The organism is Streptomyces sp. NPDC059454, from assembly GCF_042749965.1.
Lineage (GTDB): Bacteria > Actinomycetota > Actinomycetes > Streptomycetales > Streptomycetaceae > Streptomyces.
The window spans coordinates 94,822-108,365 of the sequence record NZ_JBHYVC010000010.1; the positions used below are offsets into that span (position 1 = coordinate 94,822).

Annotated in this window: 13 protein-coding genes and 2 pseudogenes; 7 read left to right on the forward strand and 8 right to left on the reverse strand. The window is 72.8% G+C overall.

Annotation, left to right across the window (positions count from 1 at the left end):
• The first annotated feature begins 20 nt into the window (after nt 1–20).
• Nucleotides 21–1,658 (forward strand): cellulase family glycosylhydrolase, encoded by a 1,638-nt coding sequence (locus tag ACFXAE_RS10010; RefSeq protein WP_384710830.1) that lies wholly within the window; start codon nt 21–23, stop codon nt 1,656–1,658.
• 57 nt (nt 1,659–1,715) lie between these two features.
• On the opposite strand, the gene ACFXAE_RS10015 is transcribed toward ACFXAE_RS10010, so the two are convergent.
• Both ACFXAE_RS10015 and ACFXAE_RS10020 read right to left on the reverse strand, forming a co-directional pair.
• The gene (locus ACFXAE_RS10015; RefSeq protein ID WP_384710833.1) at nt 1,716–2,357 is read right to left on the reverse strand and encodes a class F sortase; all 642 of its coding nucleotides are present in this window, start codon (nt 2,355–2,357) and stop codon (nt 1,716–1,718) included.
• 175 nt (nt 2,358–2,532) lie between these two features.
• Nucleotides 2,533–3,078 (reverse strand): hypothetical protein, encoded by a 546-nt coding sequence (locus tag ACFXAE_RS10020; protein ID WP_384710836.1) that lies wholly within the window; start codon nt 3,076–3,078, stop codon nt 2,533–2,535.
• A gap of 252 nt (nt 3,079–3,330) precedes the next feature.
• Here ACFXAE_RS10020 and ACFXAE_RS10025 point away from each other — a divergent pair, with 252 nt between their 5' ends.
• The 3 genes from ACFXAE_RS10025 to ACFXAE_RS10035 all read left to right on the forward strand — a co-directional run bounded on the left by ACFXAE_RS10025 (nt 3,331) and on the right by ACFXAE_RS10035 (nt 6,317).
• Nucleotides 3,331–4,494, forward strand: a complete 1,164-nt coding sequence (locus ACFXAE_RS10025) for an MFS transporter (protein ID WP_384711070.1) — start codon at nt 3,331–3,333, stop codon at nt 4,492–4,494.
• Between the two features lie 161 nt (nt 4,495–4,655).
• Entirely contained in the window at nt 4,656–5,546 is an 891-nt protein-coding gene (locus ACFXAE_RS10030; protein WP_384710839.1) for an SDR family oxidoreductase, read from the forward strand.
• Between the two features lie 36 nt (nt 5,547–5,582).
• Nucleotides 5,583–6,317: a maleylpyruvate isomerase family mycothiol-dependent enzyme gene (locus ACFXAE_RS10035; RefSeq protein ID WP_384710841.1), complete on the forward strand. Its 735-nt coding sequence runs from the start codon at nt 5,583–5,585 to the stop codon at nt 6,315–6,317.
• Nucleotides 6,318–6,336: 19 nt separating this feature from the next.
• Here the strand turns inward: ACFXAE_RS10035 and ACFXAE_RS10040 are convergent, their stop codons facing one another.
• A complete protein-coding gene (locus ACFXAE_RS10040) occupies nt 6,337–6,732 on the reverse strand; it encodes a MarR family winged helix-turn-helix transcriptional regulator (protein WP_384710844.1) in 396 nt (131 codons plus the stop codon).
• A gap of 364 nt (nt 6,733–7,096) precedes the next feature.
• On the opposite strand from ACFXAE_RS10040, the gene ACFXAE_RS10045 reads away from it, so the two are divergent.
• Complete coding sequence (locus ACFXAE_RS10045; RefSeq protein WP_384710847.1) at nt 7,097–7,381, forward strand: DUF6332 family protein; 285 nt, start codon at nt 7,097–7,099, stop codon at nt 7,379–7,381.
• Here the strand turns inward: ACFXAE_RS10045 and ACFXAE_RS10050 are convergent.
• Nucleotides 7,342–7,532, reverse strand: a pseudogene (locus tag ACFXAE_RS10050) (DNA-binding response regulator); the annotation flags it as partial. The gene ACFXAE_RS10045 and the pseudogene ACFXAE_RS10050 overlap by 40 nt on opposite strands.
• 46 nt (nt 7,533–7,578) lie before the next feature.
• Between ACFXAE_RS10050 and ACFXAE_RS10055 the strand changes: the two are divergent.
• Nucleotides 7,579–7,752: pseudogene (locus ACFXAE_RS10055) on the forward strand (deazaflavin-dependent nitroreductase); the annotation flags it as partial.
• Here the strand turns inward: ACFXAE_RS10055 and ACFXAE_RS10060 are convergent.
• Complete coding sequence (locus tag ACFXAE_RS10060) at nt 7,745–8,977, reverse strand: geranylgeranyl reductase family protein (RefSeq protein ID WP_384710850.1); 1,233 nt, start codon at nt 8,975–8,977, stop codon at nt 7,745–7,747. The pseudogene ACFXAE_RS10055 and the gene ACFXAE_RS10060 overlap by 8 nt on opposite strands.
• A gap of 194 nt (nt 8,978–9,171) precedes the next feature.
• Here ACFXAE_RS10060 and ACFXAE_RS10065 point away from each other — a divergent pair, with 194 nt between their 5' ends.
• The gene (locus tag ACFXAE_RS10065; protein WP_384710852.1) at nt 9,172–10,533 is read left to right on the forward strand and encodes a dipeptidase; all 1,362 of its coding nucleotides are present in this window, start codon (nt 9,172–9,174) and stop codon (nt 10,531–10,533) included.
• Nucleotides 10,534–10,713: 180 nt separating this feature from the next.
• On the opposite strand, the gene ACFXAE_RS10070 is transcribed toward ACFXAE_RS10065, so the two are convergent.
• The 3 genes from ACFXAE_RS10070 to ACFXAE_RS10080 form a co-directional block, all read right to left on the reverse strand.
• A complete protein-coding gene (locus ACFXAE_RS10070; RefSeq protein ID WP_384710855.1) occupies nt 10,714–11,754 on the reverse strand; it encodes an NUDIX domain-containing protein in 1,041 nt (346 codons plus the stop codon).
• A gap of 145 nt (nt 11,755–11,899) precedes the next feature.
• Complete coding sequence (locus ACFXAE_RS10075) at nt 11,900–12,091, reverse strand: hypothetical protein (RefSeq protein WP_384710857.1); 192 nt, start codon at nt 12,089–12,091, stop codon at nt 11,900–11,902.
• A 308-nt stretch (nt 12,092–12,399) separates the two neighbouring features.
• Nucleotides 12,400–13,353 carry an ROK family protein gene (locus ACFXAE_RS10080; RefSeq protein WP_384710860.1) on the reverse strand — a complete coding sequence of 318 codons (954 nt, stop codon included), beginning with the start codon at nt 13,351–13,353 and terminating at the stop codon, nt 12,400–12,402.
• Nucleotides 13,354–13,544: the final 191 nt, after the last annotated feature.

Genomic DNA, 13,544 nt, shown 5'->3' on the forward strand with positions numbered 1-13,544 from the left:
CTCACCCCACTGGAGCCGCCATGAGAGCCCGTACGTCCGCCTCCCCACGAGCCGCCGGCCTGCTCGCCGCCCTCCTGGGACTCCTCCTCCCGTTCCTCGCCTTCACCACTCCCGCGCACGCGGCGCCCACCGGCTTCCGCGTGGAGAACGGCCGGCTCCTCGAGGCGTCCGGGAACGACTTCGTGATGCGCGGTGTCAACCACGCGCACACCTGGTACGCCGACCGGATCGGCTCGCTGGCGCACATCAAGGCCAAGGGCGCCAACACCGTGCGCGTCGTCCTCTCCAGCGGCGACCGCTGGACCCGCAACGACGCCGCCGACGTGGGAGCCGTCATCGCGCAGTGCAAGCAGAACCGGCTGATCTGCGTCCTGGAGGTGCACGACACCACCGGCTACGGCGAGCAGAGCGGAGCGGTCACCCTCTCCCGCGCCGCCGACTACTGGATCAGCGTCCAGAGCGCCCTGACCGGCCAGGAGGACCACGTCATCGTCAACATCGGCAACGAGCCGTACGGCAACACGAATTACACGGCCTGGACGGCCGACACCAAGGCCGCGATCCAGAAGCTGCGCGACGCCGGGTTCGACCACACGCTCATGGTCGACGCCCCCAACTGGGGCCAGGACTGGGCGTTCACCATGCGTGACAACGCCGCCTCGGTCTTCGCCGCCGACCCGGACGCCAACACGGTGTTCTCCATCCACATGTACGGCGTCTTCGACACCGCCGCCGAGATCAGTGACTACCTGGGCCGCTTCGTCTCGGCAAAACTCCCCATCGTGGTGGGCGAGTTCGGCCACAACCACTCCGACGGCGACCCCGACGAGGACACCGTCCTGGCCGTCACCCGGCAGCTCGGTCTCGGCTACCTCGGCTGGTCCTGGAGCGGCAACGGCGGCGGCGTCGAGTACCTCGACATGGTCACGAACTTCGACCCGAACCAGTTGACCAGCTGGGGTGAGCGCCTCTTCAACGGCGCCGACGGCATCGCGGCCACCTCCGAGGAGGCCGAGATCTACTCCTCCGGATCCGGCGGCGACACCACGGCCCCGACCGTTCCCGGCGCCCCGAGCGCCTCGGCCGTGACGGCCTCGTCCGCGACCCTGAACTGGGGCGCCGCCACCGACGCGGGCGGTGTCACGGGCTACGACGTCGTGCGCGTCAGCGGTGGCGCGGAGAGCGTCGTCAGCACGACGGCCGGCACCTCCGCCACCGTCACCGGTCTCACCCCGGACACGGCCTACACCTTCGCCGTCTACGCCCGGGACGCCGCCGGCAACCGCTCGCAGCGCTCCGCCACGGTGACCGTCACCACGTCCTCCGGCGGCACGGCGGGGGCCTGCGAGATCGGCTACCGGGTGACGAGCGAGTGGCCCGGCGGGTTCCAGGGCGAGGTCACCGTCCGCAACACGGGTGACTCGGCGGTGAACGGCTGGACGCTGCGCTGGGCCTTCCCCGCCGACCAGCGCATCACCCACATGTGGGGCGGTACGCCGACGCAGAGCGGTTCCGAGGTCAGCGTCACCGCCGCCTCGTACACCGCGTCGATCCCCGCCTCGGGCTCGGTCGGCCTCGGCTTCACGGCCTCGCGGACCGGCGCGAACCCCAGCCCCACGGCGTTCAGCCTCAACGGCGCGGAGTGTTCCGTGGCCTGACGGACCGCTGCCCGGAAGGTACCTCCCCCTTCCGGGCAGCCCGCCGTCCCGGCCGGCTCAGACGAGGTGGGCGAAGACCACCAGGTTCTCGGTGTAGTCCTTGGCGGCATGGTCGTAGTCCCCGGCGCAGGTGATGAGCCGCACCTGGGCGTCGGGGGTGTCGGCGTACACGCGCTCGTCGGGGAAGTCGTCCTTCTCGAAGGACTCCGTCTCGTCCACCACGAACGTCGCCTTGCTGCCGTCGGCGCGCAGCACCCGGAAACGGTCGCCCTTGTCGAGCTCGCCGAGCCGCGCGAACACGGCCGGGGACGTCGCCGTGTCCACGTGTCCGGCGATGATCGCCGTACCGCGTTCGCCCGGGGAGACGCCCTTGGCGTACCAGCCGACCAGGTTGGTGTTGTGGGGCGGCGGCGGATCGAGCCGGCCCTTGCTGCCGATGGCGAGGTCGGTGAAGGGGGCGTCGACGTCGATGGCGGGGATGAGCAGCCGCTTCGGCTCGGACCGCGGCAGATGCCCGGCCGCCGGTTCACGGGGGGCGGGTTCGCCGGCGGCCGGGGCGCTCGCGGCGGGGGTGGACGGCGCGGCGGAGACCGCGGATGCCGCACGCGGTCCGTGGGCGTCGTCGGGAGGGTCTTCCCCGCCGCCCATCAGTGTCGTGGCCAGCAGCAGGCCGGCTCCGCTCCAGAAGACCGCCGTCATGACGGCGCGCAGCCTCCGCCGCTTCGGCGTCGCCTGATCGGTTTCGAGGGGGGAAGGGGGACTGGCCGGCATCGGGGGGAACCACCTCATTCGGACACGGCACACGGACGAGCGAGCGGGGCCGTCATGACGCGCGAGGCACGTACGACGGCCCCGTTATGGCGCCGGGCACGGCTCAGGCCACGCTCCCGGCGACCTTCTTGCGGCGCAACGCGTAGGCGCCGGTGCCGAGGACCGCCAGTGCGGCCAGGCCGCCCGCGGTGACACCGGGCTCGGCGAGCCCGCCACCACCGGTGTGCATCCCGCCGCGCGGCTTCTCCTTGTTCCACTCCTTGTCCTGCTTGCCGCTGTAGGACTCCTCGCTCTGCGAGTCGTCCTTCTCCTTGTACGTCTCGGGGTCGTACTTCGGGTCCTTGGCGGTGCCCCAGTCCTCCTCGTTCACGGCGGTCAGGGCCCCGCCGCCCGTGTGCACGCCGCCGTGCGGCTTGTCGTGCTTGCTGTCCTTCTCGTACTCCTTGCCGTCCTTCTCGTACTCCTTGCCGTCCTTCTCGTACTCCTTGCCGTCCTTCTCGTACTCCTTGCCCTCCTTCTCGTACTCCTTGCTGGAGGAAGACTTGTCGTGCCCCCCGTCGCCCGAGTGGTCGGCGTAGGCTGCGGGCGCGGCGATGGCGAGGGCCGCCGTGGCCGTCGCGGTGGCGAGCACCATGCGGGCAGAGCGCATCTGAAGAGTCCTTCCACAGGAGGCCTGGCAGCTGACTCCTCGTCAGCACGGATGTCCCGGTCTCCGGCATGATCCACGCTCAGTCATGACACCCGGTCCCACCATCCGGGGCGTTCACACGGGTTAACGCCTCCACCCCTCCGGCGGCACACCGGCCGCGGCCACCCCTGTCCGGCCTCCCTTGCCCCGGGCCGTGCCGCCGCCTAGCCTGATTTTGTGCCGCAGATAAACAAAACCCGCTCGCACAGTGTGGTGCCGGGTACCGACCTCGTCCGCCTCCGTCTCGCCCTGACCGCCTTCTTCGCCCTCGACGGCTTCGTCTTCGCCGGCTGGGTGGTGCGCATCCCCGCCGTCAAGGAACAGACCGGCGCCTCCGCGAGCACCCTCGGCCTCGCCCTGCTCGGCGTCTCCGCCGGGGCCGTGATCACCATGACACTCACCGGCCGCCTGTGCCGCCGGTACGGCAGCCACCTCGTCACCGTCGTCTGCGCGGTCCTGCTCTGCCTCAGCGTCGGGCTGCCCCCGCTGACCCGTTCCGCCCTCGCGCTCGGTGTCGTACTGCTGCTGTTCGGCGCGGCGTACGGCGGGATCAACGTCGCCTTCAACAGTGCCGCCGTCGATCTGGTGGCCGTGCTGGGGCGGCCGATCATGCCCAGCTTCCACGCCGCGTTCAGCCTGGGCGGCATGATCGGCGCGGGGTTGGGCGCGCTGGTCGCCGGTTCGCTGTCGCCGACCCGGCATCTGTGGGGGCTCGCCGTCGTCGGGTTGTCGGTGACGGCCGTCGCGGGACGGGCGCTGATGCGGTGCGAGCCGCTGCCCCCGGCGGACGTGGGACGGACCGAGGAGGGTGTCCCGCGCCGGCCGGACCGCCGTACCCGCGCGCTGGTGATCGTCTTCGGGCTCATCGCGCTGTGCACCGCGTACGGCGAAGGGGCGCTGGCCGACTGGGGCGCGCTCCATCTGGAGGAGGACCTCGGCGCCTCGTCCGGTGCCGCCGCCGTCGGGTACTCCTGTTTCGCGCTGGCCATGACGGTCGGGCGGCTCTCCGGAACGACCCTGCTGGAACGGCTGGGCCGGACCCGTACCGTCCTCGCGGGCGGTTCCACCGCGGCGGCCGGCATGCTGCTCGGCGCGCTCGCGCCGTCCCTGTGGGCGGCCCTGCTCGGTTACGCGGTCACCGGCCTCGGCCTCGCGAACCTGTTCCCCGTGGCCGTCGAGCGGGCGGGCGCGCTCGCGGGCGCCGCCGGGGTCGCCACCGCCTCCACCCTGGGCTACGGCGGCATGCTCCTCGGCCCGCCCGCGATCGGCTTCATGGCGGACTGGTTCAGTCTCCCGGCCGCGCTGACCAGTGTGGCGGTACTGGCGGCGGTGGCCACCGTCATCGGCTTCGCGACCCGCCACGTGCACGCGGACTGATCCCGCACGGTGCCCGGCCGTCCGGGTAACAACGATCCCCCGGCCGTCCGGGTGGTGGTGGGGCGGGTCGGATGAGGTGCGCGGTGCCGGGGTACCCGGGTGTCGGCGTCCGCCGGTCCTGCGCCGGCGGGCGCCGACCACGCGACCGCCCCTCCACGGACATGGGAGAGACCGTGACCGAGCAGCAGAATCCCGTCGAGCAGCACCCGACCCCCGACTTCCCGTCCCAGGACCAGCCGCATCCCGGCTGGACCGGTCCCATGGATCCGCCGCCGGACCACGGAGAGGACTCCTACCGCGGCAGCGGCCGGCTGGCGGACCGCACGGCCGTGATCACGGGCGGGGACTCGGGTATCGGCCGGGCGGTCGCCCTGGCGTTCGCCCGCGAGGGTGCCGACGTGGTCTTCACGTACCTGGACAGCGAGAAGGACGACGCCGCCGAGACCGCGCGGTGGGTGGAGGAGGCCGGCCGGCGGGCCGTGCCCGTCGCGTGCGACGTGCGGGAGGAGGAGAACTGCCGGGCGCTGATCGACCGCGCGGTGTCGGAGTTCGGGCGGATCGACATCCTGGTGAACAACGCGGCGTACCAGATGTCGCAGCCCGACGGCATCGAAGCGATCTCCACCGAGCAGTTCGACCGCGTGCTGCGGACCAACCTGTACGGCATGTTCTGGCTGTGCAAACTGGCCGTGCCGCACATGCGGGAGGGCGGGAGCATCATCAACTCGGCCTCCGTGCAGGCCTACAAGCCGAGCCCGCACCTGCTCGACTACGCGACCACGAAGGGCGCCATCGTCACGTTCACCCAGGGGCTGGCACAGATGCTGATCGGGCGGGGCATCCGGGTCAACGCCGTGGCGCCGGGACCGGTGTGGACACCGCTGATCCCGGCGACCCTGCCGGACACCGCGGAGTTCGGCAAGCAGGCGCCCATCGGGCGTCCGGCCCAGCCCGCCGAGATGGCCCCGGCGTACGTCTTCCTCGCCTCGCAGGAGGCGTCGTACATCACCGCGGAGATCGTCAACGCGACGGGCGGGACCCCGCTTCCGTAGGGTCCGGGCCGGCGTGCGTACGGCAGACTCCTGCCCATGGACACTGCCTGGTTCCTGGAAACACTGGAGAAAGAGGGCCGGTTGCTGGCCGACGCCGCGGAGCGGGCGGGCGCGGACGCCCCCGTCCCGGCCTGCCCGGGGTGGCGTACGCGGGACCTGGTCCGGCACACCGGCGTGGTGCACCGGTGGGCCGCGGCCTTCGTCGCGGACGGGCGCACCGCGCCGCGCCCGACGGGCGAACACCCCGGGCTGGACGGCCCCGAGCTGGTGGCCTGGTACCGCGACGGTCACCGCCGTCTGGTGGACACCCTGGCCGGCGCGGCGCCCGACGTGGAGTGCTTCACCTTTCTGCCCGGACCGTCCTCCGCCCTCGCGTTCTGGGCCCGCCGGCAGGCGCACGAGACGACCGTCCACCGGTTCGACGCCGAGTCGGCACGCGGCGGCACTCCGTCGCCGATCGCCGCGGATTTCGCCGTGGACGGCGTCGACGAGCTGCTGCGCGGGTTCCACGCCCTGCCCAGGAGCCGGGTGCGCACCCAGGCGCCCCGGGTCCTGCGGGTGCGCGTGACCGACGCGGACGCGGTGTGGACCGTACGGCTGTCCCGGGAGCCGCCCGTGACCACCCGGGACGCGGCCGGGGACGCGGAGTGCGAACTCGCCGGACCCGCCCAGCAGTTGTATCTCGCGCTGTGGAACCGGGCACCGGTACCGGCGGTGTCGGGCGACCCGGGGCTCGCCGCGCTCTGGCGGGAGACGTCCGCCGTGGTCTGAGGACCGTTCGCCGGCCCGGTCACCCGGCGTCCGAGAGCATCCGGGCCAGCACCGCGCGCTGCACGGGCAGCACCTCGCCGTGCAGCGCGCGCCCCTTCGCCGTGAGCCACACCCGCACTCCCCGCCGGTCCTCCGGGCACATCCCGCGCTCGGCGAGGCCCTCCTTCTCCAGTCGGGCGACCAGCCGGGACAACGCGCTCTGGCTCAGATGGACGTGCTCGGAGATCTCCTGGACGCGGTAGGAGCGGCCGCCCGGTCCTGAACCCCGCGCGAGGATGTCGAGGACCTCGAAGTCGCTGGCGCACAGGCCGTGTTCGTGCAGGGCACGGTCGATCTCGCACTGGGTGCGCGCATGCAGCGCGAGCACCTCCCGCCACCGTTCCACGAGCGCCTGTTCGGCCTGCTTCGCCGCCATGGGCGCACCGTAGCAGGCAGGCGCACGCACGTCCCCCGGGCGTGGCCTCTCGGCTCACCGCCTCCGTCCCCGGCGGACGCCGGGCCCCGGCCGCGGGTCGTCCTGCTGGTGCTCTGCGCCGCGAGTGCGGCCGTCGGCTCGCCCTCACCGGTCTGCCCGTCACTCTCACGGCGCTGCGCGACAGCCTCCCGCACCGGCGGCCGGTCCGTGATCGTGGCCAGTTCCACCGTCCGGGAGACGGAGGCGGAGCGCGCCGGCTCCCGCGGCCGGGGAACCGTCTCCGGTGCGCACCCCGGCCGGGTTCCTTGCCCGCCGGGGCGCGCGCCTGTTTGACTCTCCGGGTGACCGGATTCAGGGGGCGGGCGTGACGGGGTACGGGGGACGGCGGAGTCAGGCCGGACGGGACGCGATCACCATCGAGATCGGATACGCCCTGTGCAGCGCGGCGTTCGCGGCGGCGGTCGTCCTCGGGGCCGTGGCGGGGCCGGCGTTGCTCTTCGAGCTGCCGGGTGCCTTCGAGACGGTGCTGCGCCGCACCGGATCACTGCTCGCGACGGTACTGTTCGCCGTCCGCACGGTGGCCGTGCTGGTCCGGTTCCGGCGGGCGGCTCAGCCCAGCCAGCCGGGTCGCGCCAACCCCGGCTCATAAACCGGCACGACCAATTGGGCCCGGTCACGGGCGCCCGGTTTCACCCTGGTGCGGCTGACATGGGTCTTGGCGGTGAGCAGGCTGACGACCGGACGGCGCTCTCCCCGTCGGACAGGCCGATGCCGGCCGGCGCCATGACCTCCCGCTCCCGCGCCCACTGCTCACGGCGGGTCCGGGTCAGTTCCGGCACCGCCACGAGCACCGCCACCGAGGTGGCCGACGGCGACAAGCCACCGCTGCTCCGCGCCTGCCCCAAGCGGTGGAGGGCTGAGGTCGCGGCCTTCTCCGGCGGTGTCGGCCCCGGCTCCCGCGACGACGAGCTCCGCCGTGCCGTCCCCGACCACCCGGTCCTCCGGACCACGGTCAGGAACCGGCCTCGTCGCCCGCGGGACGCCGGTCCAGCGCCATCAGCGCGCGGTGGGCCAACGGGTGGGTGCGGACCAGTTCGCCGAGCGTCGTCGAGCCCTGTGTGATGTCCTTGAACGCCTTCCAGGCCGGGCGGAAGCCGGTGAGGACCGCGTGGAACACCCCCGGACGCCGTTCGAACGCGGCCAGCATCCGCTTGCCGACGCTCATCTCCACGCCGAGTCCCGCCTTGACGGCGAAGGCGTAGTTCAGCGCCTGCCGGCGCGCGTCCACGGCGTCGTGCGCCTCGGCGATCCGCACCGCCCACTCCCCCGCCAGCCGGCCCGAGCGCAGCGCGAAGGAGATGCCCTCGCGGGTCCACGGCTCCAGCAGCCCCGCCGCGTCCCCGCACACCAGCACCCGCCCGCGCGACAGCGGCGAGTCGTCGGCGCGGCAGCGTGTCAAGTGGCCGGAGGAGATGCTCGGTTCGAAGCCGGCGAGGCCGAGCCGCCCGATGAAGTCCTCCAAGTAGCGCTTGGTCGCGGCGCCTTCACCGCGCCGTGAGATCACACCGACGGTGAGCGTGTCGCCCTTGGGGAAGACCCAACCGTAACTGCCGGGCATCGGGCCCCAGTCGATGAGCACCCGCCCCTTCCAGTCCTCGGCGACCGTCTCCGGCACCGGGATCTCCGCCTCCAGGCCGAGGTCGACCTGGTCCAGCTTGACGCCGACGTGGGCCCCTATGCGGCCGGCGCTGCCGTCCGCGCCGACCACGGCCCGCGCGAGCACGGTCTCGCCGCCCTGCAGGACGACGGCGACCGTGCGCCGGTCCGGTACGGCCGAGCCGTGCTGCTCCACCCGCTGCACGGCGACGCCGGTGCGCAGCTCGGCGCCCGCCTTCTGCGCGTGCTCCACGAGTTGCTGGTCGAACTCGGGCCGGTTGATCAGCCCGAACATCATCTGGCGGGAACGCCGGGTGCGGCTGAAGCGTCCGTTGTGGGAGAACGTCACCGCGTGCACCCGGTCCTTGAACGGAAGCTCGAAGCCGGGCGGGAGCGAGTCGCGGGATGGGCCGATGATGCCGCCGCCGCACGTTTTGTAGCGCGGCAGTTCCGCCTTCTCCAGCAACAGCACGCGCCGTCCCGCGACCGCCGCCGCGTAGGCGGCCGAGGCCCCCGCGGGTCCCGCGCCCACCACGACGACGTCCCACACCTGCTGTACGTCGTCCGCCGAAGAGTTCTCGCTGCTCACGATGGTCTACTGCTCCCGATCCAGCCGCCTGCCGCTGATGTCCTCCCGCATCCTACGGCGGCGGTCACCGAGGCTCGCTGTGGGAGGATCGACGGCGTGAATGCCCCGTACACGGGTCCTCACGCACACCACACGATCATCTCGTACAAAGAAGTACTCGGAAGCACAACGTCGCACCCACAAGGAGCGTGCCCATGTCGTCGAATCCGGTCGCCGTGACCGTCGCCTCGCTGATGCCCAGGGCGAAGGAGGAGCTCACCGAACTGGTGGCCTTCAAGTCGGTGGCGGACTTCGACCAGTTCCCGCGGGTCGAGAGCGAGGGCGCCGCCCGCTGGATCGCCGACGCGCTCACCGCCGAGGGCTTCACGGACGTGGCGCTGCTCGACACCCCGGACGGCACGCAGTCGGTGTACGGCTTCCTGCCGGGCCCGGAGGGCGCCAAGACCGTGCTGCTGTACGCGCACTACGACGTGCAGCCGCCGCTGGACGAGTCCGGCTGGGCCACCCCGCCCTTCGAGCTGACCGAGCGCGACGGCCGCTGGTACGGGCGCGGGGCCGCCGACTGCAAGGGCGGCGTGATCATGCACCTGCTGGCGCTGCGCGCGCTGAAGGCGAACGGCGGCGTCCCCGTGCACGTCAAGGTGATCGTCGAGGGTTCGGAGGAGCAGGGCACCGGCGGCCTGGAGCGGTATGCCGAGAACCACCCCGACCTGCTGACGGCCGACACCGTCGTGATCGGCGACGCCGGCAACTTCCGCGCCGGTCTGCCGACGGTCACCTCCACCCTGCGCGGCATGACGCTGGTGCGGGTACGGATCGACACCCTGGAGGGCAACCTGCACTCCGGCCAGTTCGGCGGGGCCGCGCCCGACGCGCTGGCCGCGCTCGTACGCGTACTGGACTCGCTGCGCGCCGAGGACGGCACCACCACCGTCGACGGGCTGGCCGGAGACGAGGCGTGGGACGGACTGCAGTACGACGACGAGCAGTTCCGCAAGGACGCCAAGGTGCTGGACGGTGTGGAGCTGATCGGTTCCGGCACGGTCGCCGACCGCATCTGGGCGCGCCCGGCGGTGACCGTGCTCGGCATCGACTGCCCGCCGGTGGTCGGCGCCACGCCGTCGGTGCAGTCGAGCGCCCGCGCGCTGATCAGTCTGCGGGTGCCGCCGGGCGTCGACGCGGTCGAGGCGACCGGGCTGCTGCGGGCGCACCTGGAGTCGCACACGCCGTGGGGTGCGCGGGTGAGCACCGAGCAGATCGGTCAGGGGCAGGCGTTCCGCGCGGACACCACCAGCCCGGCCTACCAGGCCATGGCCGACGCGATGGCGGTGGCCTACCCGGGCCGGGAGATGCAGTACGCGGGTCAGGGCGGCTCGATCCCCCTGTGCAACACCCTCTCCGCCCTCTACCCGAAGGCGGAGATCCTGCTCATCGGCCTGAGCGAGCCGGAGGCACAGATCCACGCGGTGAACGAGAGCGTGTCCCCCGACGAACTCGAGCGGCTGTCGGTCGCGGAGGCGCTGTTCCTGCGCAACTACGCGTCCGGCGCGAACTGACCGTCGTGGTCCGGCCGCACTCGATGCCGTCACAAGTGGGACAACTTCCCTGACTCGGCGGAGCGTTCGGGCTCTCCCGAAGAGGGAGGAGGCCGTCCCGCCCGTCCACGGCACCGTACCGCCGGGCGAGTTCGCCCTCGCCCGGCGGCGGGTCGCCGACCGGCGTCCGCCGGTCCGGGCTCATCCGACCGGCACTCCGGCCTCCAGATACATCGCCTTCCCGCGTTCCCGCGCCCGCAGTGCCCGCCGCAGCCGTTCGTAGCGGACCGGGGGCAGCAGATCGGCGGCCTCGGCCTCGGAGGCGAAACGCCAGCCGCGCAGTTCCGGTCCGGGCAGCAGGAGGCGCCCGGCATCCGCGGAGTCGAGACGGCCGCCGTCGAAGAGCAGCCGCAGGCCGCCGAATCCGGGCGGCGCGGGCGGCTCCCAGTCGACGACGAGGAGCGCCGGTACGTCGTCGAGGCGGATCCCGGTCTCCTCGGCGACCTCGCGCATGCCCGCACGCGCGGGGGCCTCACCGCGTTCCACGACCCCGCCCGGGAACTCCCAGCCCGGCTTGTAGGTCGGGTCGACGAGCAGGACCCGGTCCTGTTCGTCGAAGAGCAGCACACCGGCGGCGACCGTCTCGGCGGTGGGCTCGGGCGTCTGCACGATGTCGCAGGCCGGCACCTCCCCGCTGCCGACCGCGTCCGCTATCCGCAGGGCGGTCTCGTAGGGGCTGAGGGTTCCGCTGTCGACCGGGTAGGCGTCGGCGGTGAGCCAGGCGGCGAGGGCCGCCTTGTACGGTTCGATGTGGTCGTACGACCATTGCCGGACGCGCAGGTCGCCGTCGGGGAGGTCCGCCGGGACCTCACGGCCGGCTATGCGCTCTCGCAGGATCGTTTCCGCCGGGGCGAGCAGGACGTGCCGGACCGGTATCCGGCGGGCGGCGAGCCCGCCGAAGATCTCGTCACGGTACTCCTGACGCAGCAGGGTCATGGGGACCACGAGGGTCCCGCCGAGCTCGGCGAGCATCGCGGCCGCCGTGTCGATCACGAGTCGTCGCCAGATCGGGAGGTCCTGGAAGTCGCCGACCTCGGCGAGGCGTTTGGGCGGAAGCAGCCGGTCCAGTGCTCCGCCGATGACCTCGGGGTCGAAGAGCGTGCTGTTCGGGATCAGCTCGATCAGTTCGCGCGCGGTGGTGGTCTTTCCCGCACCGAACGCCCCGTTGACCCAGACGATCACGTTTCCCCCTCTTCTGTTGGCCCCCTGTGGCTTGCCCGCTCCACCCTGCCACGGAAACCAGATCCAGTTGAGAACGCACGAGAACGGCGCCGGTGCCCCTGTCGTCCAGGGGCACCGGCGCCGTACGGCCGTGCCGTGGGGCTCGTCAGGCCTTGTCGCCCCGGTCGATGTCCAGGTCCAGGGTGTTGTCCTCGGCGACGGTCCGGTCGAGGGTGCTGAGGGTGTCGTCGACGCCGAGCGGGGCGACCCCCTCGGCGACCGCGTGCGACGGGGTGACGGCCGCGACGACGAAGCCGGTGGCGAGGGAGGCGATGGCCAGCATGCTGCGCTTCTTCATACCGGGCACAACTGCCGGAACGGCCCCGAGGTCACGCACGTGTTCCCGGGACCACCCCGGCGGCCGTCACGACTTCACGCACGGCAGGCGGCACCGCGGAGCCCGGACGTCGGCGACCGGCCGGGAGCGGCCGGCGGCAGACACCGGACGCCGGCCGTCACGACGCCCGCGCCCCGCCGGAAGGTTCCCGGACGCCTGCACCCCGCCCACGACTCCGACGCCCGGACCACCGGTCCCGGACGCCCGCACCCGACCACACACCGAAGACACGCACGTCCGGCCCGGACAGCCGGGCCCGGATCCGGCCCTCAGACTCCCGCCACCGCCGTGTCCGTCCTGCCCGCCAGCGCTGCCGCCGCCGCGCCCACCAGGCCCGCGTCCGTACCCATCCGGGCCGGGGTCACGGCGAGACGCTGGACGAAGGACAGGGTGGCGTACTCGGTGAGGGCCTTGCGGAGGGGGGCGAAGAGGACCTCGCCCGCCTTGCCCACGCCCCCACCGATCACGGCGATGTCGATCTCGACAAGTGTCGCGGTGGCCGCGATCCCGGCGGCCAGTGCCCTGGCCGCCCGCTCGAAGGACGCCGCGGCCACCTGATCGCCGGCCCGGGCGGCGGCGGCCACCGCGGCGGCGGAGGCGTCGCCGTCCGGGCCGGGGCGCCAGCCGTTGTCCAGGGCGCGGCGGGCGATGTTGGGGCCGCTCGCGATGCGCTCCACACAGCCGCGCGAACCGCACGGGCACAGGTCACCGTCGAGGTCCACGCTGATGTGACCGATGTGGCCGGCGTTGCCGGTGGGTCCGGGGTGCAGTCGGCCGCCGAGCACCAGGCCGCCGCCGACCCCGGTCGAGACGACCATGCACAGCGCGTTGTCGTGGCCGCGGGCGGCGCCCTGCCAGTGTTCGGCGGCCGTGATCGCCACTCCGTCGCCGATCAGCTCCACGGGCAGGCCCCCGGCGGTGTCCCGGACCCGGGCGACGAGCGGGTAGTCGCGCCAGCCGGGCACGTTGACCGGGCTCACCGTGCCGGCGGAGGCGTCCACCGGGCCGGCGCTGCCGATGCCCACCGCGCCGGCGCGCTGCCACAGCGGGGACGCGGTGAGCTCACCGAGTACCGCCTCGACCGCCCGCATCACGGTCTCGCCGTTCTCCTGTGCGGGCGTCGGCCGCTGGGCGCGGACCACGATCCGGCCCTGGCAGTCCACCAGCGCGCCGGCGATCTTGGTGCCGCCGATGTCGAGCGCGGCCACGAGGTCGGTGTGCATCAGTGTCGGATCTCCCCGTCGAGCAATCAGAAAAACGCCGAGAACGACCATGCGCGACCAGGAGGCAACACATGGAGCACGGACAACAGCCGATCGCGCGGTGAGGTGCGGGCCGGAGTGTGCGTTGGACAGTGTCCCCCGAGCCTGACAACGTTGTCCAGGCTCTATGCTCGACGCCACATCCTCATACA

Bases quoted from the DNA above. Each gene is read 5' to 3' on its own strand.
- ACFXAE_RS10040 (WP_384710844.1), bottom strand. From the start codon at position 6,732: ATGGCGGCGAAGCAGGCCGAACAGGCGCTCGTGGAACGGTGGCGGGAG.
- ACFXAE_RS10030 (WP_384710839.1), top strand. From the start codon at position 4,656: ATGGGAGAGACCGTGACCGAGCAGCAGAATCCCGTCGAGCAGCACCCG.
- ACFXAE_RS10010 (WP_384710830.1), top strand. From the start codon at position 21: ATGAGAGCCCGTACGTCCGCCTCCCCACGAGCCGCCGGCCTGCTCGCC.
- ACFXAE_RS10065 (WP_384710852.1), top strand. From the start codon at position 9,172: ATGTCGTCGAATCCGGTCGCCGTGACCGTCGCCTCGCTGATGCCCAGG.
- ACFXAE_RS10015 (WP_384710833.1), bottom strand. From the start codon at position 2,357: ATGACGGCGGTCTTCTGGAGCGGAGCCGGCCTGCTGCTGGCCACGACA.
- ACFXAE_RS10080 (WP_384710860.1), bottom strand. From the start codon at position 13,353: ATGCACACCGACCTCGTGGCCGCGCTCGACATCGGCGGCACCAAGATC.
- ACFXAE_RS10035 (WP_384710841.1), top strand. From the start codon at position 5,583: ATGGACACTGCCTGGTTCCTGGAAACACTGGAGAAAGAGGGCCGGTTG.
- ACFXAE_RS10075 (WP_384710857.1), bottom strand. From the start codon at position 12,091: ATGAAGAAGCGCAGCATGCTGGCCATCGCCTCCCTCGCCACCGGCTTC.
- ACFXAE_RS10020 (WP_384710836.1), bottom strand. From the start codon at position 3,078: ATGCGCTCTGCCCGCATGGTGCTCGCCACCGCGACGGCCACGGCGGCC.